This window comes from Pseudohongiella nitratireducens (genome assembly GCF_001642735.1).
GTDB lineage: Bacteria > Pseudomonadota > Gammaproteobacteria > Pseudomonadales > Pseudohongiellaceae > Pseudohongiella > Pseudohongiella nitratireducens.
This window is the reverse complement of record NZ_LWHM01000001.1, coordinates 1-19,736: the sequence shown is the minus strand read 5'-3', so window position 1 is coordinate 19,736 and position 19,736 is coordinate 1. Positions and strand designations below refer to the sequence as shown.

At 53.4% G+C, this 19,736-nt stretch carries 16 protein-coding genes and 1 pseudogene; 8 read left to right on the top strand and 9 right to left on the bottom strand.

What is annotated here, in order from left to right; genetic code table 11:
• Nucleotides 1-63: 63 nt before the first annotated feature.
• The 6 genes from PSCS_RS00090 to PSCS_RS00065 form a co-directional block, all read right to left on the bottom strand.
• Nucleotides 64-1,485 carry a phospholipase D-like domain-containing protein gene (locus tag PSCS_RS00090; RefSeq protein WP_068809764.1) on the bottom strand — a complete coding sequence of 474 codons (1,422 nt, stop codon included), beginning with the start codon at nucleotides 1,483-1,485 and terminating at the stop codon, nucleotides 64-66.
• 53 nt (nucleotides 1,486-1,538) lie between these two features.
• Nucleotides 1,539-2,285: an endonuclease/exonuclease/phosphatase family protein gene (locus tag PSCS_RS00085; protein WP_068809763.1), complete on the bottom strand. Its 747-nt coding sequence runs from the start codon at nucleotides 2,283-2,285 to the stop codon at nucleotides 1,539-1,541.
• Nucleotides 2,282-3,205 carry a universal stress protein gene (locus PSCS_RS00080; protein WP_158662883.1) on the bottom strand — a complete coding sequence of 308 codons (924 nt, stop codon included), beginning with the start codon at nucleotides 3,203-3,205 and terminating at the stop codon, nucleotides 2,282-2,284. Before PSCS_RS00080 ends, PSCS_RS00085 begins: the two co-directional genes overlap by 4 nt.
• 171 nt (nucleotides 3,206-3,376) lie before the next feature.
• Nucleotides 3,377-4,234, bottom strand: a complete 858-nt coding sequence (speE, locus tag PSCS_RS00075; RefSeq protein WP_068809761.1) for a polyamine aminopropyltransferase — start codon at nucleotides 4,232-4,234, stop codon at nucleotides 3,377-3,379.
• Nucleotides 4,235-4,243: 9 nt separating this feature from the next.
• Nucleotides 4,244-4,738, bottom strand: a complete 495-nt coding sequence (speD, locus tag PSCS_RS00070; protein ID WP_068809760.1) for an adenosylmethionine decarboxylase — start codon at nucleotides 4,736-4,738, stop codon at nucleotides 4,244-4,246.
• A 269-nt stretch (nucleotides 4,739-5,007) separates the two neighbouring features.
• Nucleotides 5,008-6,156: an acyl-CoA dehydrogenase family protein gene (locus PSCS_RS00065; protein WP_068809989.1), complete on the bottom strand. Its 1,149-nt coding sequence runs from the start codon at nucleotides 6,154-6,156 to the stop codon at nucleotides 5,008-5,010.
• A 270-nt stretch (nucleotides 6,157-6,426) separates the two neighbouring features.
• On the opposite strand from PSCS_RS00065, the gene PSCS_RS00060 reads away from it, so the two are divergent.
• From PSCS_RS00060 to PSCS_RS00045, 4 genes are all read left to right on the top strand, one after another.
• Complete coding sequence (locus PSCS_RS00060) at nucleotides 6,427-7,641, top strand: 3-oxoadipyl-CoA thiolase (RefSeq protein WP_068809759.1); 1,215 nt, start codon at nucleotides 6,427-6,429, stop codon at nucleotides 7,639-7,641.
• 66 nt (nucleotides 7,642-7,707) lie between these two features.
• On the top strand, nucleotides 7,708-9,813 hold the full coding sequence (locus PSCS_RS00055) for a 3-hydroxyacyl-CoA dehydrogenase NAD-binding domain-containing protein (protein ID WP_068809758.1): 2,106 nt from the start codon (nucleotides 7,708-7,710) through the stop codon (nucleotides 9,811-9,813).
• Nucleotides 9,810-10,850: an alcohol dehydrogenase gene (locus PSCS_RS00050; protein WP_068809757.1), complete on the top strand. Its 1,041-nt coding sequence runs from the start codon at nucleotides 9,810-9,812 to the stop codon at nucleotides 10,848-10,850. The genes PSCS_RS00055 and PSCS_RS00050 overlap by 4 nt, the downstream gene beginning before the upstream one ends.
• Before the next feature lie 229 nt (nucleotides 10,851-11,079).
• Nucleotides 11,080-11,970, top strand: coding sequence for a DMT family transporter (locus tag PSCS_RS00045; protein ID WP_068809756.1), 891 nt, complete (start codon nucleotides 11,080-11,082; stop codon nucleotides 11,968-11,970).
• Between the two features lie 16 nt (nucleotides 11,971-11,986).
• On the opposite strand, the gene PSCS_RS00040 is transcribed toward PSCS_RS00045, so the two are convergent.
• Complete coding sequence (locus PSCS_RS00040) at nucleotides 11,987-12,241, bottom strand: hypothetical protein (protein ID WP_068809755.1); 255 nt, start codon at nucleotides 12,239-12,241, stop codon at nucleotides 11,987-11,989.
• 229 nt (nucleotides 12,242-12,470) lie between these two features.
• Here PSCS_RS00040 and PSCS_RS00035 point away from each other — a divergent pair, with 229 nt between their 5' ends.
• Nucleotides 12,471-13,160 carry an SDR family oxidoreductase gene (locus tag PSCS_RS00035; RefSeq protein WP_068809754.1) on the top strand — a complete coding sequence of 230 codons (690 nt, stop codon included), beginning with the start codon at nucleotides 12,471-12,473 and terminating at the stop codon, nucleotides 13,158-13,160.
• Nucleotides 13,161-13,179: 19 nt separating this feature from the next.
• On the opposite strand, the gene PSCS_RS00030 is transcribed toward PSCS_RS00035, so the two are convergent.
• Nucleotides 13,180-14,430, bottom strand: a complete 1,251-nt coding sequence (locus PSCS_RS00030) for an epoxide hydrolase family protein (protein ID WP_229694586.1) — start codon at nucleotides 14,428-14,430, stop codon at nucleotides 13,180-13,182.
• Between the two features lie 387 nt (nucleotides 14,431-14,817).
• On the opposite strand from PSCS_RS00030, the gene PSCS_RS00025 reads away from it, so the two are divergent.
• The gene (locus PSCS_RS00025) at nucleotides 14,818-17,142 is read left to right on the top strand and encodes an anthranilate synthase component I (protein WP_068809753.1); all 2,325 of its coding nucleotides are present in this window, start codon (nucleotides 14,818-14,820) and stop codon (nucleotides 17,140-17,142) included.
• 32 nt (nucleotides 17,143-17,174) lie between these two features.
• Entirely contained in the window at nucleotides 17,175-18,041 is an 867-nt protein-coding gene (gene hslO / locus PSCS_RS00020; protein ID WP_068809752.1) for an Hsp33 family molecular chaperone HslO, read from the top strand.
• Between the two features lie 37 nt (nucleotides 18,042-18,078).
• On the opposite strand, the gene PSCS_RS00015 is transcribed toward hslO, so the two are convergent.
• The gene (locus PSCS_RS00015) at nucleotides 18,079-18,885 is read right to left on the bottom strand and encodes a substrate binding domain-containing protein (RefSeq protein WP_068809751.1); all 807 of its coding nucleotides are present in this window, start codon (nucleotides 18,883-18,885) and stop codon (nucleotides 18,079-18,081) included.
• A gap of 34 nt (nucleotides 18,886-18,919) precedes the next feature.
• On the opposite strand from PSCS_RS00015, the pseudogene PSCS_RS16005 reads away from it, so the two are divergent.
• Nucleotides 18,920-19,736: pseudogene (locus PSCS_RS16005) on the top strand (transposase); the annotation flags it as partial.

Below are 19,736 nucleotides of genomic sequence, written 5' to 3'. Positions count from 1 at the left end.
AAGGCTCATGCTACCGCTGTAGCAGGTGTTTGCCATCAGGTAGTGGCAGTGGTCAGGGCGGTGTTACAGGTAAGGACTGAACAGCCAGGCCAGAGAATCACGCAATCTGATCGGCAAAGAGCGGCTGTTCAGCTGCGACAGCGTACAAGGTTTGGCATCTTTGCAAAAAGACAGAAAATAGCGCTCCATGCGTGCATTGAAATCCGCGGAAAACACTTCGACAGCAAGTTCGTAATTAAGTCGCAGGCTGCGAGGGTCAATATTGGCGGTACCAATCAAGCTGTACTGGTCATCAATCAATAACAGTTTGGAATGGACGAATTTACCTTCGATATAGCGGATGTCGACATCCGCCTCCAGCAGTTCGCGAATAATACTGCGTGAAGCCCAGTCGGCGAGCTTGATATTGTTGTTGCGAGGCAGTAACACGGTGATCTCAACACCGCGAAGCTCTGCGGCAATCAGGGCGCCCATCAGATCCAGTGTCGGCAGAAAATACGGTGTCATAATAAAGACGCGTTTGCTGGCCGCAGATATCTGACCAAGAATCAAATGGTTGAGCTTGTCCAGGTCCTTGTTGGGGCCGTCGACAATCAAGCGCGTCCAGGTCTCACTCTCCAGGTCCAGTTGGTGATTGCCTTCAAAGGCAAGCGTTTGATTATCCCCGGTGCAATAGTGCCAGTCTTTCCAGAATGCCCACTCCAGTTCATCAACTATCTGGCCTGTCAGGGAGAAGTGTACATCCCTCACTGAGTGTAAATTTTCAGGTGCATCGGCCAGGTGATGGTCGCCAATATTCTGTCCGCCGGTAAACCCAACTTTACTATCCACTATCATCATTTTGCGGTGATTTCGCATATTAATGTTCAGGGAGGGCGGCAAAATTGATATTGGATTAAAACGCACGAAATCAATACCCAGGCGCTTTAACGTATGTCCGATTCTGGGCACGTACATATATTCGCCCAGACCGTCCAGGATCACTTTGACTTCAACGCCGCGTCGTTGAGCCCTGTCGAGCGCGGCAGCAATGCTTTTGCCGGTTTTCTTGCTGTCAAAAATATAAGAAGCGAGCAAAATACGCTTTTCTGCCTGCTCGATAGCTTCCAGCATGGCTGGATACAGCGCTTCGCCATTCTCGTAGATCTGGATCTCATGGCAGGAAGTCAGCCCTTTGCGGGTCAGGCGTTGGCCAATCATGGCATGTGGGACAAAGTTTTTGCCCGGTGGCATAGAGAGCGTGTCCAGGGCATCACGGTTCATCTTGGTGATGTAGTCGCGCTGCGCCTTGGAGCGCACCCGGTTAATACCGAATAACAGGTACAGGATTGGTCCGGCGACAGGCAGGATAATGCACAAGGCGATCCAGCCAAATGCTGCTTTGGAGTCCTGTTTGTGCAACAAAGCATGGCTGGCTGTCAGCAGACCCCATACCAGGACCAGCAGTGGTAGCAACCCGAACAGGGTATTCTGTATTTGCCACATATCGTTATCCTCGCTCAATCCGTGCTGTTGTCATGAAAACCGGCAGCGGGTTCTCAGATAGCATGTTTTAGCGTCAAGTCTGTCATCAAACCACAATGGTCACTGAACTGGCGCCATCCGGCACCATGTAAACGTTCACAATGCCTGACTTTAAAGCCTCGTAAATAAATCCTGTCCATAGGCAGCACAGGATAGATCAAGGGGTAAGTCCGCGCACATTGACCGTGAATGACCTCGTGAGCTTCCTGCAGACCCAGTCCTTCAGTGAGGCGGCGGTGACAGCGTTTGCGCCAGTCGTTCAGGTCACCAGCAATAATCAGAGGTGCCTGTTCGTCGATATTGTGTTGCAGATAGTGAACAAGCTGTTCTGTCTGGCGTTTGCGTTCATTCTCCAATAACCCCAGGTGCAGGCAGACCAGATGAATGCCTCCGGCCAGCTCACCGTGCAAAAAACCGCGCTGAGAGAAATGATGCACAGAGACATTAATATTATCCCAGGCAACGAAGGGCTGTTCACTGAGGATGGCGTTGCCATGATGGCCATGTTGATAGATCGCATTTTTGCCATATGCATGGTGTGTCCAGACTGTGTCAGCCAGAAACTCCAGTTGCGTATCTGCTGGCCAGTGCTTATGTCGGCGACGATGCCTCTCATTGTCACCGACGACTTCCTGCAAAAACACCAGGTTTGCCCGGCTTGCTCGTAACTGCTCCCTGATCTGGGCCAGAACCAGGCGTCGCGACGACATCGAAAAGCCTTTGTGAATGTTCAGGGTTAAGACACGGAACTCGTGAGTCATGCCTTGCTGCCAGTAATGTGTTTCATGACCAGGACATCACAACTGGTGTCGTGCAGGATCTTTTCAGCGGTGCTGCCTATGATGGCTTTTTCCACAAAGTTTCGAGACAGCGCACCAAGCACCAGAATATTCACTTTTTCCTGGCGAATGACCTGGCTCAGTGTTCTTATCAGGTTGCCTCTTTTTAAACACAGTGCATCTTCTTGCAGCCCGTGCTCTGCGAGCAATGGTCGTAATGATTGCAAATGCTGCTGTCGAATTTCCTGGATGTATTCATCGGCATTGATGACTTTCGGGAACATATTGCTGATGTCGGGTAAGTAACTATGGAAGACTTTGGCATTAAGCTGGACCCGGTTGGCGAGGTTAACCGTCGTGTTTAGCAGCAAGTGGTCCAACTGACTCTGCTGGGCTTTGCTATGCATTGGATCGACAGCTGCCATGATGCAGCCACTGTCATGCCAGGGTTGTGCTTTCACCAGCAGTAATGGGCAAGGGCAGCTGGTGACCAGTTTCCAGTCAGTGCTGGTAATCAGAATTCTCGACAGACGGCTCTGGTCCTGAATGCTTTTGATCACCAGGTCAGGCTGGTAGTCCTGAATTTGCGCCTGCATCCAGGCGTCGCCGTTTTTATCATGCCCAAGTCTTGCTTGGGCTTCGATGCCCTGGGTGGAGAAGCGATTCAGGCACTTGTCTAACTGCGACTGGTAGTATTCGTCAACGCGCTGATGTTGCTCTGCCAGCAACTGTCGGGTTCTTTCTCTGACCAGCATATCCTGCTGCGTCTGCGCATTGGGTTTATGCATAATCAGACGCACTGAAGCTTTGTAATAGAATGCCAGCAGTATGGCGCGTTCGACGGAATAGTCTGCTTCATTGTCAGGGTCGACAATGACCAGCAGCCGCTTGAAAGTTTGCACGATTAAGATAGTCCCTTTTTTCTGCCTCGTCTGGATATCCAGTGCCCTGGCTACGCTGGTCATATTCGGTAAAGACAGGGCGCCTTGTCAAGGCGCGGGCAGGGGCAACAGGGAATCAGGGGGGATTTAACAAGCAGGGGGCCTGTTAACAAGCGTTGTTAAGGCTCGGTTTCAGGCTTTTCCTATCGCTTCGAGTAAGTACTGAGGCAGCGAAAATGCTGCGAGGTGCAGCTCTGGGGTATAGAAACGGGCTTTAATGCCTGTAGCCTGCCAGCGCTGGCGAATGACCTCCAGCGACTGCTGGCGCAGCTGAGCGGAGTCGCTGGCCCAGGCAAATGCCATAATGCCACCGACATAGGTGGGTACGGCAGCGCTGTAGAAATGCCAGTCTTTGAACAATGGCGTTAGCCGTTTGGCTGTGTTGGCTGCTTCATCGGTCTGCATAAAGGCCACACCGTTTTGTGTAACCAGCACGCCGCCGGGATTGAGACAGCGCTGGCAACCGGCATAGAAATCTTTGGTGAACAGAACTTCCCCTGGCCCCATCGGGTCGGTGGAGTCGGAAATGATCACATCAAACGTTTCCTGACATTGCTGCACAAAGTCGAAACCATCACCAATAACGATATTGGCTCGCGGATCGTCGTAAGCGCCATCGCTGTGACCGGGCAAGTGCTCCTTGGCCATGTCGATCACTGACTGGTCGATTTCAACCTGGGTGATGTGTTCCACTGATGAGTGCCGGCAGACTTCGCGCAAGATGCCGCCATCGCCGCCGCCAATAATCAATACCCGTTTGGCATTGCCGTGGGCGATGACCGGAACGTGGGTCAGCATTTCATGATAGACGAATTCGTCGCGTTCGGTGGTCTGAACCACGCCGTCCAGCACCATGACCCGGCCAAACTGCTGGTTCTCGAAGATCATCAGGTGCTGATGGTCGGTTTTATACTCGAACAGCAGTTTGTCGACGGTAAATGACTGACCATAGCCCTGGTACAGCGTTTCAATCCAGCGTTGTTCACTCATGGCAGGCAGTTATTCTTCTGTTTCTTCCGGCTGCGTGAGGCCACGCAGTTGCTCACCTACTGTGACGCGGGTTGGGCGGAATGCTTTTTTCAGAATCGGCACGGCTTTCTCGGGAGCGGCATCACCACACATGAAGATGTCGAATGCTGCATAACCGCGCTCTGGCCAGGTGTGTACACTAATATGCGATTCCGCCAGGACGGCGACGCCGGAAATACCGCCATTCGGTGTAAAGTGATGCAGATGGATGTGAAGCAGAGTGGCACCACAGGCTTCCACGCATTCGCGGAACTTGGTTTCCATTAGCTCCAGATCAGTCAGATGCTCGGCACCCCAAAAATCAATCAACAGGTGAGTGCCGGCAAATTCCAGCCCGTTTCGCTGAATGAAGTGATCTTTGGCTTCGGCATCAGCCTCTGCTGTAAAAGTCGGCCATTCACTCTCATTCGCACTAGTGTCGATCGGATTGAGTGACTCTTTTTTAAAGGAGGAGATTGTACTCATAATTCCCGGTCCTAAAAAAAGATGGCGGTGAACTCATAGCTGTTCGGTCAGATTGGAAAATCAGATGCCGTCTGGACTATAAGCCTCCACACCACGCGTGGTTGACGAAAAAGGATGAATTCTGATGCGGCGCCAGTGGAATCAGGCGCATGAAGCGACAGAGGCACGCAGTTTAGTGATTTTTTTTGGAAATACAAGCATTTTTTCGACTTTTTTACCATGCTGAACCAGCACCAAATCAGTGCCGGTTCATCAGGTATCAATGCCGTTTATTGCGCTTCGCGAATCATATTGCGAGCAATGATAATTTGCTGGATTTGCGACGTACCTTCATAGAGGCGGAATAACCGGACATCGCGGTAAAATCGCTCCACGGCATATTCTGATATATAACCGGCCCCACCATGTATTTGTACCGCACGATCAGCCACCCTGCCAACCATTTCTGTCGCAAATAGTTTACAGGCGGCTGATTCAGTGCTGACGTTATCACCATTGTCCCGCTTGCGTGCGGCATCCAGCACCATACATTTGGCCGCATAGGCTTCTGTTTTGGAATCGGCCAGCATGGCCTGAATTAACTGATGTTCGGCAATGGGCTTGCCAAACTGCTTGCGCTCGATGGCATAGTGCAGGGCATCGTCGATTAAGCGTTCGGCAACGCCGGCACTGAATCCGGCAATGTGCAGTCTCCCCCGGTCCAGTACCTTCATCGCGGTGATGAAACCGTCGCCTTCTTTACCGATCAGGTTGCTGGCTGGCACCCGGCAATCCTCAAATATGACGTCGCAGGTCAGCGAGCCGGCCTGCCCCATCTTCTTGTCGACCGGACCCAGTGTGATGCCGGGCGTGCCCTTTTCGACAATGAAGGCAGAAATACCACGAGCGCCTTTGATGTCAGGGTTGGTGCGCGCCATGACATTGAACGTATCCGCGACCGGGCCGTTTGTAATATAGCGTTTGGTGCCATTGATAATGTAATGGTCGCCATCTTTGACCGCTGTCGCTTTCAATGACCCGGCATCAGAACCGACATCGGGCTCGGTCAGACAGAAACAGCCCACCCACTCGCCACTGGCATATTTGGGCAGGAAACGTTGTTTTTGCTCCTCCGTGCCATCAAAGACAACGGCGGCAGAACCGATACCGTTATTAGTTCCAAGAATGGAGCGGAATGCCGGCGAGGTGCGCCCCAGCGCCATGGCGACGTGAATTTCTTCTTCCATGGTCAGGCCGAGGCCGCCATACTCCTCTGGTATTGTCATGCCGAACAAGCCCAGGTCTTTCATTTCCTGAATGACCTCTTCGGGGACTTCATGGTTCTCGGCCACCTGCTGCTCTATGGGCATCAGGCGTTCACGGACAAAACGATCAACGATATCGATCAGTTGATTGAGGGTTTCCTGGTCTCGGATCATGCTGAACCTCTTGGTAAGTATATTCCCGGTTTTGAACACCCTGTTGCATGCCGGGATAATAGCCTGTAAAACGAAAAGGATTTTATTATCGAGCGATAGTTCGACATAATAACCCGAACGTTCGTCCGGCGTCGACAATGTCACCCACTGTTGGCGATCAGATGACATCGAGGCACGCCTGGCAGATACGGTATCAGAAAATCTGCCCGGGCAGGTCACAATGTAATGGGGAACAGGGAACCAGATAACCAGAGTATAAGGACTGGACTTATGAGTGAGTTACATCAAGCCTATATATATGATGGCGGCCGCAGTGCGTTCGGGCGTCATGGTGGCGCTTTATCGCCGGTGCGGCCAGACGATTTGCTGGCACACGTGATTCGAACCGTGGTGGGGCGAAATGTTTTCAGTCCGGACGATTACGAAGACGTCGTCATGGGCAACACCAACCAGGCGGGTGAAGACTGTCGCAACGTAGGCCGTTTTGCTGCATTGCTGGCCGGATTGCCCACGTCGGTCGCAGGCCTGACTGTGAACCGGTTGTGCGGCTCAGGTCTTGCGGCTGTGCTGGATGCCAGTCGAGCCGTAAAAGCGGGCGAGGGGAATTTATTCCTGGCCGGTGGTGTCGAATCCATGAGTCGTGCACCTTTAATTCTATCCAAGGCCCAGTCCGCTTTTGATCGTGGCCAGCAAATAGCCGACAGCACGCTCGGTGCCCGGTTCACGAACCCGCAGATTTCCAGTCATTTCGGTGACGACTCAATGCCACAAACGGCTGATAACATCGCTTCTGACCTGGGTATCGGTCGGGACGACAGCGATCGTTTTGCCGCTGGCTCGCAGGCCAAATATGAAGCGGCCCGTGAAGCCGGATTTTTTACCGACGAGATTATCCCGATTGAAGTGCCACAGGGGCGCAAGAAGCCACCGCGCCTGGTGGATGCCGATGAGCATCCCCGGCCGACATCCACTGAGGATGTACTGTCAGGTCTGCGACCGCTGTTTGCAGGGGGTGTCGTCACCGCAGGCAACGCTTCGGGCATTAACGATGGCGCTGCGGCATTGATTATTGGTGATGCCGCGGTCGGTGAAAAATACAGTGTGAAACCGCGTGCCCGTATCATTGCCGGCGCCGTTGCTGGTGTTGAACCGCGTGTTATGGGACTGGGGCCGGTATTTGCCATTCGCAAGGCACTGGCCCGGGCCGGTATGACGCTCGATCAGATGGATGTCATTGAGATTAACGAGGCGTTTGCCACACAGGTACTGGGTTGTTTGAAAATGCTGGAAGTCGACTTCCAGGATCCGCGTGTGAATCCCAATGGTGGTGCAATCGCCGTGGGGCACCCTCTGGGTGCTTCGGGTGCACGTATCGCGTTGACGACGTTGCGCCAACTGGAGCGCACAGGGGCACGTTATGCCGTGATCAGTTTATGCATTGGTATCGGTCAGGGTGTTGCCGCCGTCATTGAACGGCTGGACTAATCCCGGTGCCAGTCGCTGGTACCAGCAATCAGAACAATTAAGACGAGAACAGAAAAGGATGCAATCATGTCTAATGTAGTCAGTTATGAAGTTGTCGATAAAATCGGTGTTATCACAGTCGACAGTCCCCCGGTCAATGCACTGTCTCAGGCTGTTCGCGAAGGGATACTCAATGCAGTAACCACGGCACAAAACGATGACTCTGAAGCGGTTGTGCTGCTTTGCGCAGGCCGCACGTTTATCGCCGGTGCAGACATTACCGAATTTGGTAAGCCGCCACTGTCTCCTTCGCTGCCAGAGGTGATTGCAGCGATCGAAAGTTCCAACAAGCTGGTTGTTGCGGCCATTCATGGCACCGCACTGGGCGGTGGTCTGGAAACCGCGCTGGCCTGTCATTACCGTTGCGCCGTACCCAGTGCCAAAGTCGGTTTGCCGGAAGTGAAACTGGGCATTCTGCCAGGTGCCGGGGGTACGCAGCGAGTGCCTCGAATTGCGGGCGTCAAAGCTGCCCTGGATATGATCACGGCTGGCAATCCGGTCCCGGCTGCTGCGGCCAGTGACATGGGCCTGATCGATGAAGTCCTCTCCGGAGATGATCTGAAATCAGCTGCACTGACCTATGCCAAAGACCTGGTTGAGTCCGGTGCGCTGTTGAAGCGCATTCGCGACATCAGTATCGACCCAGCCAGTGTGGAGCCGGGCTTTTTTGAACAGTACCGCAAGAAGCTGGCACGTCGCGCCCGCGGCCAGATTGCCCCTGATGCGATTGTGACTTGCGTTGAAGCAGCGGTGAACAAGCCTATTGATGAAGGCCTGGCCGTTGAGCGTGAGGAATTCACCAAGCTGATCAGCTCGCCAGAGTCCAAAGCCATGCGCCACGCATTCTTTGCTGAGCGCGAAGCAGCCAAGATCAAGGGGCTGCCCAAAGATACGCCACTACGTGATATCAACGAAGTGGCCATCATTGGTGGCGGCACCATGGGGGGCGGTATTGCCATGTGCTTTGCCAATGTTGGTATTCCGGTAAAACTGCTGGAAATCAGTGACGAAGCGCTGGAGCGTGGTCTGGGTATTATTCGCAAGAATTACTCCATCACCGTCAAGAAAGGCCGCATGTCAGAAGCTGACATGGCCAAACGCCTGGAGCTGATCAGCGGCACGACCAGCTACGATGACCTGTCCAGTGTGGACCTGGTTATCGAGGCTGTCTTTGAAAACCCGGATATCAAACTCGAAGTCTTTGGCAAACTGGACAGTGTGTGTAAACCCGGTGCCATTTTGGCCACGAATACCTCCTATCAGGATGTGAACCTGATTGCAGAAGCCACTAAACGTCCGCAAGACGTTGTCGGTATGCATTTCTTCAGTCCAGCTAACGTGATGAAACTGCTGGAAGTGGTTCGCGGTGACAAGACGGCTGACGATGTCCTGGCCACAGTCATGAAGTTGGGCAAGAAAATTGGCAAAGTCTGCGCACTGTCTCGCGTCTGCTACGGCTTTATTGGTAACCGCATGTTGCAAGGTTACGGGCGTCAGGCACACAGACTGCTACTCGACGGCGCAACACCAGCACAGGTGGATGCAGTGGCAGAGAAGTTCGGCATGGCCATGGGGCCACTGGCAGTGGGTGATCTGGCTGGCCTGGACGTGGGCTACAAAGCGCGTCAGGCTCGAACCGACATAAAACATGACCCCAGAAACCATTGTGTCGCGACAGCGCTGGTGGAAATGGACCGCCTGGGACAGAAGTCAGGTGCCGGGTATTACAAATATGATCCGGAAACGCGTGCTCGTCAGTCTGACCCTGAAGTAGAGGCACTGATTAAGCAGAAAGCGGCGGAACTTGGCGTAGAGCAGCGAGAGATAAGCGACGAAGAAATCCTGGATCGTCTGTTCTTCCCGCTGATCAATGAAGGCGCCCGTATTCTGGAAGAAGGCATTGCCCAGCGCCCGGGAGATATCGATATCGTGTACCTGTACGGTTACGGTTTCCCGGTTGCCAAGGGCGGACCCATGTTCTATGCCGACCAGGTTGGTCTGCAGCGCGTTTATGATCGTATCTGCGAATTCCGCGATACCCTGGATGCAGATTCCTGGCAACCAGCGCCGTTGCTGGAAAAACTGGCCAAAGAAGGCAAGACCTTCGCTGACTGGGCGCAGGAGAACGCATGATTTCCTATCAGACTGCCGATCCTGGTGCACCACTGGAACGGGTTGAGTCTGCCACCCCAGCGCCTCAGGGAACCGAGGTGCTGGTGCGTATGGTGGCCTGTGGCGTCTGTCATTCAGATATTCATCTGCATGATGGCGAGTTCAACCTGGGCAATGACAAAACGCTGGATGTGGGTCGTCCTGGCCTGGTGTTGGGACATGAGATATTTGGTGAGGTAGTGGCCATCGGGCCGGATGCCAAAGACGTCAGTGTCGGTGATCGACGCGTAGTTTACCCCTGGATCGGTTGCGGCGAGTGTGCCAGTTGCCGTCGCGGGGAAGAACACCTTTGCACGCCAGGTCGCGGGCTGGGGACTGTTACCCAGGGTGGTTTCGCCGATCATGTGATGGTGCCACACAGCCGCTACCTGTTTGATAAAGGTGATGTCGATGACTCCCTGGCATCCACTTATGCCTGTTCCGGTTTGACGGCTTACAGTGCGCTGAAAAAAGTTGGCGAACTGACCAGCGGAGATGAAGTGATTCTGATAGGCGCTGGTGGAGTCGGTTCCATGGCTTTACAGATTGCGCTCGCACAAGGGTTTTCGCCGATTGTGGTAGATGTGGACGAAAGCAAATTGGCGTTGGCCAAAGAACTGGGTGCCAAAGCAGTCTACAATGCCAGTGATCGTGCTTCAGTCAAAGCCATCAAACAACAAAGTGAAGGCGGTGCCTTTGCCGTTATCGACTTTGTAGGTTCAGAGGCATCGACTGGCTTTGGTCTGGGTTGCTTACGAAAAGGCGGTAAACTCATTATCGTCGGGCTCTATGGTGGCGCACTGAACATGCCGTTGCCATTTATCCCCATGAGTGCCCGGATTATCCAGGGAACCTATGTGGGCAGTCTGGCTGAAATGGGTGAATTAATGGAGCTGGTGCGTGCAGGCAAGATTGCGCCGATCCGGATTGAGGAACGTCCACTGGAGCAGGTCAGCCAGGCGCTGGCAGACCTGAAATCTGGTAATGTGACGGGGCGCGTGGTACTGAAAGCAAGCTAAGCAACGCTCAGCCGTTCATAAAAAGAGCGCCGATTGGCGCTCTTTTTTGTTGGGAGTGTCTAAAACCCAGCTGACAAGGCTCATGAGCAGGGCATCATAGACCCGATTGCAGGCAGTCAGGCCACGCTTAGCACACAAATCGGGTCTATGATGCCCTGCGTTGTAGGTGTTGGCGGGAGTTCCTGCGATTAAGCGTTGCGCTGAATAAATTTAAGTTGAGTAAGTAGTAATGACGTTACGTGAATGGTTTTGGATTATTCTGTTAGGCACTGTCTGGGGCGGCTCATTTATCTTCAATGCGTTGCTGATCAGAGAATTGGGTCCCTTGTGGGTGACAGCCATACGGGTTGGCATTGGTGCCCTGGGCTGCTGGGTGTTTCTGTTCGCCCGGGGTAAAAAAGTGCCCACTCACTGGAAGCTCTGGCTAGCACTGGGATTGCTGGGCGTACTGAACTACGCCATTCCCTTTGCACTGTTTCCCATGGCGCAGAAAAGCCTGGCCAGTGGCGTGGCTGCCATTGTCAATGCGCTGACCCCCATTATGACGGTGATTGTCAGCCATTTCTGGCGCGGCGGAGAGCGCATAAGCTGGAGCAAATCAGTCGGTGTGGTGGCCGGTTTTTCTGGTGTTACCGTGCTGGCATTACCCGCCTTAACTGGCGGCGGTGACAGTCAGGTCTGGGCCATCGCGGCCTGCCTGTTGGCCACGCTGTGCTATGCCCTGGCGTTGAATGTGGCCAGACAGTTTCGCGAGGTTGAAGCCACTGCCCTGACATCCATTGCCCTGACCGGGTCGGCGGTTGCTGCCATCCCTGTTGCGTTTATATTTGAGGGGCTGCCTCAGATTCAGCTGGGTTCTACCTGGCTGGCTGCGCTGGCGATAGGTCTGGTATCTACCGCTTTTACGTTTCAGGTCATGTACCGGCTTCTACCGCGGGTGGGGGCCACCAATTTTTCTACCACAACACTTATCGCACCGGTCTCGGCGATCATCTTGGGTACCGTCTTTCTGGACGAGGTGATTTTGCCATCTCACTTGCTGGGTATGGCGATCATTTTTGTGGGGCTGACCTTCATTGACGGTCGACTGCCCCGACTGCTGGGGTGGCAGATGCGTTAGGGCCTGTTATCAGACCCTAGCTGTTCTGTTCAGGCTCATCCTGACCGTGCAATGACTGGCGGCAGCTCAGCAACAGTAGTCGTCGAAACAGGCGCTGTATTTCGGACTCGCTGAGTTCATCTACTGCTGGGTTGTCACGCTCAGGGAGGGTCTGCTGGGAAGCGGAATGGCCATACTCCCATTGCAAACAAACCTGACGAGAGTCCGCATCAACAATTTCCAGTGCAGGGCGACCCTGGTGCAGGCTGGCGTAGATAAAATATCCGGACATAATCAGGACTCCTGGTTAATGATGATGGCTTTATTTTATGGTAATGATAATCATTACCATTTAAAACGTAAAGTAATTATTACGCATTTTTGCAATTTCAGCCGATCTGAGCATCCGCATCAGGCGAGCAAGTTCATATATCAGACTTGCAATATCACGCTGATTTGAGACGATTCCGTTAAACGAACAAACGGAATACCAACGGTTTTAAGGCGAGGGGAGTTATTACATGTCCAGATATCTGATCACAGGCGCGAATCGCGGCATTGGTCTGGAGTTAACGCGCCAGATACTGGCGCAAGGTCACCAGGTCGTCGCGACCTGCCGCAATCCTGGCGAGGCGGGTGAACTGAATACGCTGACTAATGCGGGTGAGCTACAGGTCGTGCAGTGTGATATTGGTAAACCAGATGATATTGCTGCGCTGGTAGAGAGCCTGCATGGCAGTACGATCGATGTCCTGATCAATAATGCCGGAATTTACGGGCCTCGCGATGCGGTCCTGGGCAATTTGAGCAGAGAGCCCTGGCGCGAAGTCATGGAAATTGATTTGCTGGCGCCCATGATGCTGACACAGGCATTGCTGCCGTTCGTGCTGGCCGGAGAGGGCAAGCACATTGCTTTCCTCAGTTCCAAAATGGGCTCAATTGCTGATAACAGCAGTGGTGGTTCGTATATGTACCGAACCGCCAAGGCTGCACTCAATCAGGCAATCAAATCATTGGCGATGGACTTGCGTGAACAGAATATTATTGCCCTGAGCCTGCATCCGGGTTGGGTACGTACCGAAATGGGCGGGCCGAACGGTTTGATTGATACGGCAACAAGCGCGGCAGGGTTGCTCAATGTGATCGCTGAGGCAGTGCCAAGCGACAGTGGTCAGTTCATTGCCTACGATGGCAAACGCATCCCCTGGTAGGTCACCTATCCTGAGCCTGCTAGCGCAGGCTGCGATAGAAAGCCCGAATATCTTCCAGTAACAATTCGGGTTCTTCCATGGCCGCGAAGTGGCCGCCTCGGGGCATCGGTGTCCAGCGAACGATATTGTATTGCTCCTCTGCCCAGCGCCGGGGAGTGAGATAGATCTCCTTCGGAAAAATGGCACCGGCGGTGGGAACATCAACATAACCGAGCGGCTCCTGCATGGCGACGTGCCGGCTTTCGTAGTAAATGCGCGCCGAGGAGGTGATGCTGGCAGTAAACCAGTACAGGCTGATGTCGGTGAGCATGTCGTCCTTGCTGAATTTGGCGTCCAGGCCATGCACGCTTTGCTGGTCAATATCACTCCAACCGTGAAATTTCTCAACGATCCAGGCAGCCAGTCCGGCGGGAGAGTCGTTCAGCCCGACGCCCAGGGTTTGTGGTTTCGTCCCCTGGATCTGCTGATAACCGACTTCGTTGGCCATGTAGGCCTGACGGGCGGTGCGGGCTGTCATTTCGGCTTCAGTAGCCGCGTCACGGACGGCCGGATCTTCCGGTGGGCTGGCCAGAACAAAATTGGAGTGCAGACCGATCACGTGCTCAGCAAACTGGTCGGCATGTATGCGATTGATAATGGCTCCCCAGTCTCCGCCTTGCAACCCGTAGCGTTCATAGCCCAGTCGCTGCATCAATGCGGCCAGTGTTTGCGCCATGCGCTCGGGGTTGTAGCCACGTTCCTGTGGGGCACCGGAGAAACCAAATCCGGGCAGGCTGGGTGCGATGACGTGAAAGGCGTCTTCAGCGTTACCACCATAATTTTGCGGCTCCGTTAAAGGGCCGATGATATGACGAAACTCGGCGATGGAGCCGGGCCAACCATGGGTGATCATCAATGGAGTGGCATCCGGATTAGAGGAGCGCTGATGGATAAAATGAATCGCCACACCATCAATGATGGTCATGTATTGATCAAAAGCATTGAGCTCTTCTTCCTGTTGCCGCCAATCGAACTCGTTACGCCAATATTCAACAAGCTCTTTAAGGTATTGCGAATTCGTCCCGTATTCCCAGCCGGTATCAGGAATCTGTGCGGGCAGGCGTGCCATCTCCAGGCGCCGGTGCAAGTCCGTGATAGCTTGTTCTGGAATTGCAATCTCGAAGGGAGTAATCGTTGTGCCAGCGGCGGACTGAGCTTGCGCGTCAGTGCCTGGGGCCAGGACAGGCATGACTGTGACAAGCAGGATTAGCATGGACTTGAACGATGGCATGGCATTACCTTTTGACAGTTTGTTCTTGTTATGAGCTGTCTATTTAAATCGATCTTTGAGCTCAGAGCAATGCAGCAGGTGATCCATGACACTTGACAGCTTGACATTGCAGGCGCAAAATCGCGCCCCATGAACAGACTAAATACCGTGTTTTTCTGGTGGTACTTCAACTAGGGCCGTCAGAAAACATGTAAACAACATCAGGTTGATGTCTGCTTGCTGACTCAGCGACAGATCTTTTAAAAACCTGAACACACATTTTTCAGGCTGCCCGCATCCGGTAGGCGGCCTGCTTCATGTCTGAAAAACCTTCGCAACACCTCCCAGACAGTCATTGATCAGAACGCTTTCCGAGATTCGGTGCAGCCGAGACTGGAGATTTTGATCATGAATGTTTCAAACCATCAATCAGACTGTTTTCGCTATCGATCCCACCCGTGTTTGCAGGTCGAGCGCCGGATACAGGTCTGCGATGGGCAGCAAAAAATTTCACAACTAACAAAACAGCTCGATCATGAGCGTGGCATGCGTTTTACCTGCGCCATGGAATTCCCCGGGCGATACCGAAAACGCGATCTCGCCTTTATCAACCCGCCGCTGATGGTGACTGCCAATGCGGAAACGCTGACCGTAGCAGCACTGAACAAACGCGGTGTCGTGTTGCTGCCCGCTATCCAGATGGTATTGGCGGCGCATGTAGATCAGCTAGAGGTTCGGAGTGATTCCCTTCGTTGTGCCATCAAACCACAGCTCAAACAGGATGTGATTGAAGAGGAGCGAAGCAAAACGGCCGGCGCAGTGCCACTGTTAAGACATTTGCTAGCGTTGTTTCAGCATCCTGAAGAAAGCTGCCTGGGGCTTTATGGCGCTTTCGCCTATGACATGGCCTTTCAGTTTGATGCCATTCAACGCCACCTGCAACGAAGTGACAAACAACAGGATCTCACCTTTTATTTGCCTGATGAAATTTTGCAGGTCGACCCTGTCACCGGGCAGGGCAAAATTTATCAGTATGATTTTATTGTTACGGATAAAACAGGGCGGCAAGAGACTACAGGCGGATTGCGTCGGCAAACAGCCAGGCAGAAACCAGCGGTGCAAGAGGGTGCTTTGTCTGGTGAAGATGGGATTATCAATGATCACACCGCAATGGCTTATCAGGATGTCGTAAAATCTGCTTTGTCAGAGATTGCCAAAGGCAATCTGTTTGAGGTTGTGCCATCTCGAACATTTACGCAATCATTGCGTGTCAAACCTTCCACTGTCTTCCAGAAACTTCTCACAGAGAACCCTTCCCCTTATGCGGCACTGATTAACTTCGGTGCTGGCGAGTTTCTGATTTCAGCTTCCCCGGAAATGTTTGTGCGTGTGTCAGGCAAGCGGGTTGAAAGTTGTCCGATTTCAGGGACAATCGAGCGCGGTAACACACCCATCGAGGATGCTGAACAGATCAAGCGACTGTTGAACTCGCACAAGGATGAAGTCGAGCTGACCATGTGTACCGATGTGGATCGCAATGACAAGAACCGGGTCTGCGAAGCGGGCAGTGTGAAATTGCTGGGCAGGCGTCAGATTGAAACCTATTCACGGCTGATTCATACCGTGGATCATGTCGAAGGTCAGCTGCGAGACGACCTGGATGGCCTGGATGCGTTGTTATCACACTGCTGGGCTGTCACGGTAACGGGCGCACCGAAACGTGCGGCGATGTCATTTATTGAACAACATGAGCACAGTGCCAGAGGATGGTATGGCGGCTGTTTTGGCTTTCTCTCGGCCAATGGCGATGTTGATACCGGACTGACGATTCGCACAGTTCAGGTTAAGGACGGGCTGGCTCATGTCAGAGCCGGTGCCACGCTGCTGGCGCATTCTTCGCCTGAGGAAGAAGAAGCAGAGACCCGGCTGAAAGCCTTGGCCTTGCTGTCAGCATTGACGCCTGACAGCCATGGCGTCAATGCCTCGGGAGCAGGTCTGGAAAGTCAGCAGCGCAATAAACTCACGACAACTAACAATCAGTTTGCTGGGCGGGTTCTCGTGGTTGATCACGAAGACTCCTTTATTCATTCCCTGTCAGCCGCTTTTCGTGCCCTGGGAATGACGGTGGAAACGCGTCGTCCCGACTCGGCAAGACGAGCATTACAGCAGCATGAATTTGATCTGGTGGTGATGTCCCCAGGCCCGGGTACACCGGAAGATTTTTCCTGTCATGAGACGCTGGCATTGTGTGAGCTGTATGGGCTGCCGGTGTTCGGTGTTTGTCTGGGCATGCAGGCCATGGTGAGCTATTGTGGAGGTTCGTTAACAGTGCTGCCACGCCCTGTGCATGGCGCCAGCTCGCAAGTCTGTCATCAGGGCGACAGTTTGTTTACGGACGTGGAGAGCGTGTTTCTGGCAGGGCGATATCATTCTCTGATTGCCAGCCAGGTACCTGAAGTACTTGAAGTGACCTCGCGTACTCTGGCGGAAGGTATTCCCATGAGCATACGGCACCGGGCGCTGCCATGGACAGCAGTGCAGTTTCACCCTGAGTCGATCCTGAGCAGCAGTAGTGATGTGGCGGCTGATGGCAATGCCTTTGTACAAAAGGTAGTGGCGAATCTTTTGCGCAGCCTGGCGTCGTCGCTGGACTCGCAATCCAGAACAGGATGCAAAAACAGCTATATAAGGAATGACAGCGGCAGTGATGCAATCCGACGAGGGGCAGCGTAAAATAGCCATTCAAACCGATAGTGGAGAGTCTCATGTCTAATACCGATCAATGCCAGCGATTTCTGTTCGCCGATGTGGATGTGCGTGGCGAAATTGTCAATCTGACAGACAGTTATCAGCAAACCGTCGGTAATCATGAGTACCCAGCCGTTGTAAAAGAGCAACTGGGTGAGTTTCTCGCCGCTTCAGTGCTGCTGGCATCGGGCATCAAGTACGAGGGCCGGTTAGTGTTACAGGTTCGTGGTGATGGTGAATTGAGCCTGATCATGGCGGAGTGCACCAGCGAAGGAGAGGTCAGAGGAATTGCCCGCTTCGAGGAACCACCCGCCAGTGACAAGTTCAGTGAGCTGACCGGGCAGGGTGTGTTGACCATTACCGTGGACTCGCGTCGCAGTGAGCCTTACCAAGGTGTTGTACAACTTTCCGAGGAGAGCCTGGGCAAGTCACTGGAAGGCTATTTTGAACAGTCCGAGCAATTGCAGAGCTGGTTCCTGTTTGCCGTGGATGGGCAAAAAGCCTGCGGTATCATGCTGCAGCAACTGCCAGCCAATAAGCAGACAACCGAAGAACGGGCTGACACCTGGCAGCACCTGATGGTCCTGGCGAAAACATTGACCCAACAGGAACTGCTGGACTTGCCGGCTGAAGAGCTGTTGCATCGCCTGTTTCACCAGGAACAGGTGTCACTGTTTGAGCCCAAGGAATTTGTCTATCGCTGCAGCTGTTCACGCGAGCGCACGGCACAGGCACTGGTCTCTATTGGCAAGGAAGAAGTAGACTCGATTATTGCCGAGCACGGGGCTGTAAATGTCGCCTGTGAGTTCTGTGGAACCGAGTATCAGTTTGATGCCTCTGAAGCGAATCTGTTACTGAATCCGGAAAACAATACGGTTCACTGACTGGCAGTTTTCAGGCAGGCAATAGCAATAGCCAGCACTAGCTGGCCGTTCGTGCAACATGGTCCTGGAAAGCCTGGCTCAATGCTTCCAGCGCCGCGCGTACTTTCAGCGGTTGCGACTCACGTTGACTGGTGACTGCGTACACGGTTGCCGGCGGCATATCCCAATCCGGCAACAGGGCAATCAATCTGCCTGTGCGCAACTCCTGATGAATTTCAGGTTGGGGCAGACGTGCCATGCCCACACTTTCCTTGACCAGACCAATCAGCGTTTGCATGTTATTGACCACTAGTCTTGGTGACAATGACAGTTTCGCTTGTGTGTCTCCACGACTGATCAGATAGTTTTCGCTGAGCAGGATTTCATGACAAAGATAGTTCAATGGCGCCAGCGCTGCCGGGTCATTGATGGCCACTGCCGGATCCAGTCCGTTTCGCTCAAGAAATTCAGGTGTTGCCACCAGGGACTGCTGCCAGTTCACCAGTTTTCTGGCGATGAGTCTGGAGTCAGGCAGGGACCCGATTCTAACCACCAATGCCAGGTCAATTCTTTCACTGACCAGGTCGACCGGCTCATCCTTGACGATCAGCTGTACATTTAACGTCGGGTTGGATTCGATCAGTCCTTTCAAAGGAGCACCGAGCATGCCACAGCAGGAAATCCCGGCCGGGCTGGCAATACGCAGATCGCCGGTGGAAGTACGCTTCAGGTCATTGAGTTGCTGCTGCGTCTTTTCCAGCGTCGCCAGAGTGTCCTTGCAGCCCTGATAGAAAACCTCGCCGGCTTCTGTCAGTGCAATTTTCCGCGTATTACGGTCCCGCTCTGGCAGGATAGTTGACACCATCTACTTTTACCAGATGGGCGGATTGAGAATATGAGTGGCGCGATTTTCACAGGAGCGTAAGGAAGCAGTTTTGAGCCGGTTACTGCCGCCGTACAACATGACGGTATCGGATCTGGCAAAAGTTGAAGGCATCAGCGAAGCAACCCTTTATAATTGGCGCAAGCAAGCCAGATTAAGAGGACGCGCCGTGCCGGGGCCCAAACCAAATAACACAGACCAGTGGTCAGCTGAAGCAAAGCTGGCCACGGTGATAGAAACAGCCACGATGAGCGAGGCTCAGCTTAATGAGTATTGTCGCCAGAAAGGTCTGTTCGTCGAGCAGGTAAAGGCCTGGAAAGAAGCTTCGCTGGCCGGGTTCCAAAGTGCCGAGCAGCAGGATAAAACGCTCAAGCAGCAGTCAAAGGCGGATAAGCAGCAGATCAAAAAGCTTGAGAAGGAGCTGCGCCGTAAAGAGAAAGCACTGGCAGAAACCGCGGCGCTGCTGGTGCTGCGAAAAAAGCTGGATGCGCTCTGGGAGAACAACGACGCGGACGACTGACCGCGCTGCCAGAGCGCCTGATTATTATAGAATTGATACACGAAGCAGTAGGCAGCGGCGCGCGACTGCACAAGGCCTGTGCTGAGGCGCAGATCGGCCTTCGTACCTACCGACGCTGGTATCAGGACGGTCAGGTTCAGGCCGATCAGCGCCCCGAAGCCATGAGGCCAGCGCCGACGAACAAGCTCAGTGACCAGGAAAAAGAGCAGATCGTAAATTTGTGCAACCTGACGGCCTTTGTAGACCTGGCACCGACGCAGATCGTACCGGCATTGATGGACCAGGGCGTATATGTGGCATCGGAGTCCTCGTT

Excerpts from the sequence above, each read along its gene's own strand:
- speD (WP_068809760.1), bottom strand. The coding sequence starts at position 4,738 with ATGAGTACAATCTCCTCCTTTAAAAAAGAGTCACTCAATCCGATCGAC.
- PSCS_RS00040 (WP_068809755.1), bottom strand. The coding sequence starts at position 12,241 with ATGTCCGGATATTTTATCTACGCCAGCCTGCACCAGGGTCGCCCTGCA.
- PSCS_RS00030 (WP_229694586.1), bottom strand. The coding sequence starts at position 14,430 with ATGCCATCGTTCAAGTCCATGCTAATCCTGCTTGTCACAGTCATGCCT.
- speE (WP_068809761.1), bottom strand. The coding sequence starts at position 4,234 with ATGAGTGAACAACGCTGGATTGAAACGCTGTACCAGGGCTATGGTCAG.
- hslO (WP_068809752.1), top strand. The coding sequence starts at position 17,175 with ATGTCTAATACCGATCAATGCCAGCGATTTCTGTTCGCCGATGTGGAT.
- PSCS_RS00065 (WP_068809989.1), bottom strand. The coding sequence starts at position 6,156 with ATGATCCGAGACCAGGAAACCCTCAATCAACTGATCGATATCGTTGAT.
- PSCS_RS00045 (WP_068809756.1), top strand. The coding sequence starts at position 11,080 with ATGACGTTACGTGAATGGTTTTGGATTATTCTGTTAGGCACTGTCTGG.
- PSCS_RS00050 (WP_068809757.1), top strand. The coding sequence starts at position 9,810 with ATGATTTCCTATCAGACTGCCGATCCTGGTGCACCACTGGAACGGGTT.
- PSCS_RS00085 (WP_068809763.1), bottom strand. The coding sequence starts at position 2,285 with ATGACTCACGAGTTCCGTGTCTTAACCCTGAACATTCACAAAGGCTTT.
- PSCS_RS00060 (WP_068809759.1), top strand. The coding sequence starts at position 6,427 with ATGAGTGAGTTACATCAAGCCTATATATATGATGGCGGCCGCAGTGCG.
- PSCS_RS00025 (WP_068809753.1), top strand. The coding sequence starts at position 14,818 with ATGAATGTTTCAAACCATCAATCAGACTGTTTTCGCTATCGATCCCAC.
- PSCS_RS00055 (WP_068809758.1), top strand. The coding sequence starts at position 7,708 with ATGTCTAATGTAGTCAGTTATGAAGTTGTCGATAAAATCGGTGTTATC.
- PSCS_RS00035 (WP_068809754.1), top strand. The coding sequence starts at position 12,471 with ATGTCCAGATATCTGATCACAGGCGCGAATCGCGGCATTGGTCTGGAG.
- PSCS_RS00090 (WP_068809764.1), bottom strand. The coding sequence starts at position 1,485 with ATGTGGCAAATACAGAATACCCTGTTCGGGTTGCTACCACTGCTGGTC.
- PSCS_RS00015 (WP_068809751.1), bottom strand. The coding sequence starts at position 18,885 with ATGGTGTCAACTATCCTGCCAGAGCGGGACCGTAATACGCGGAAAATT.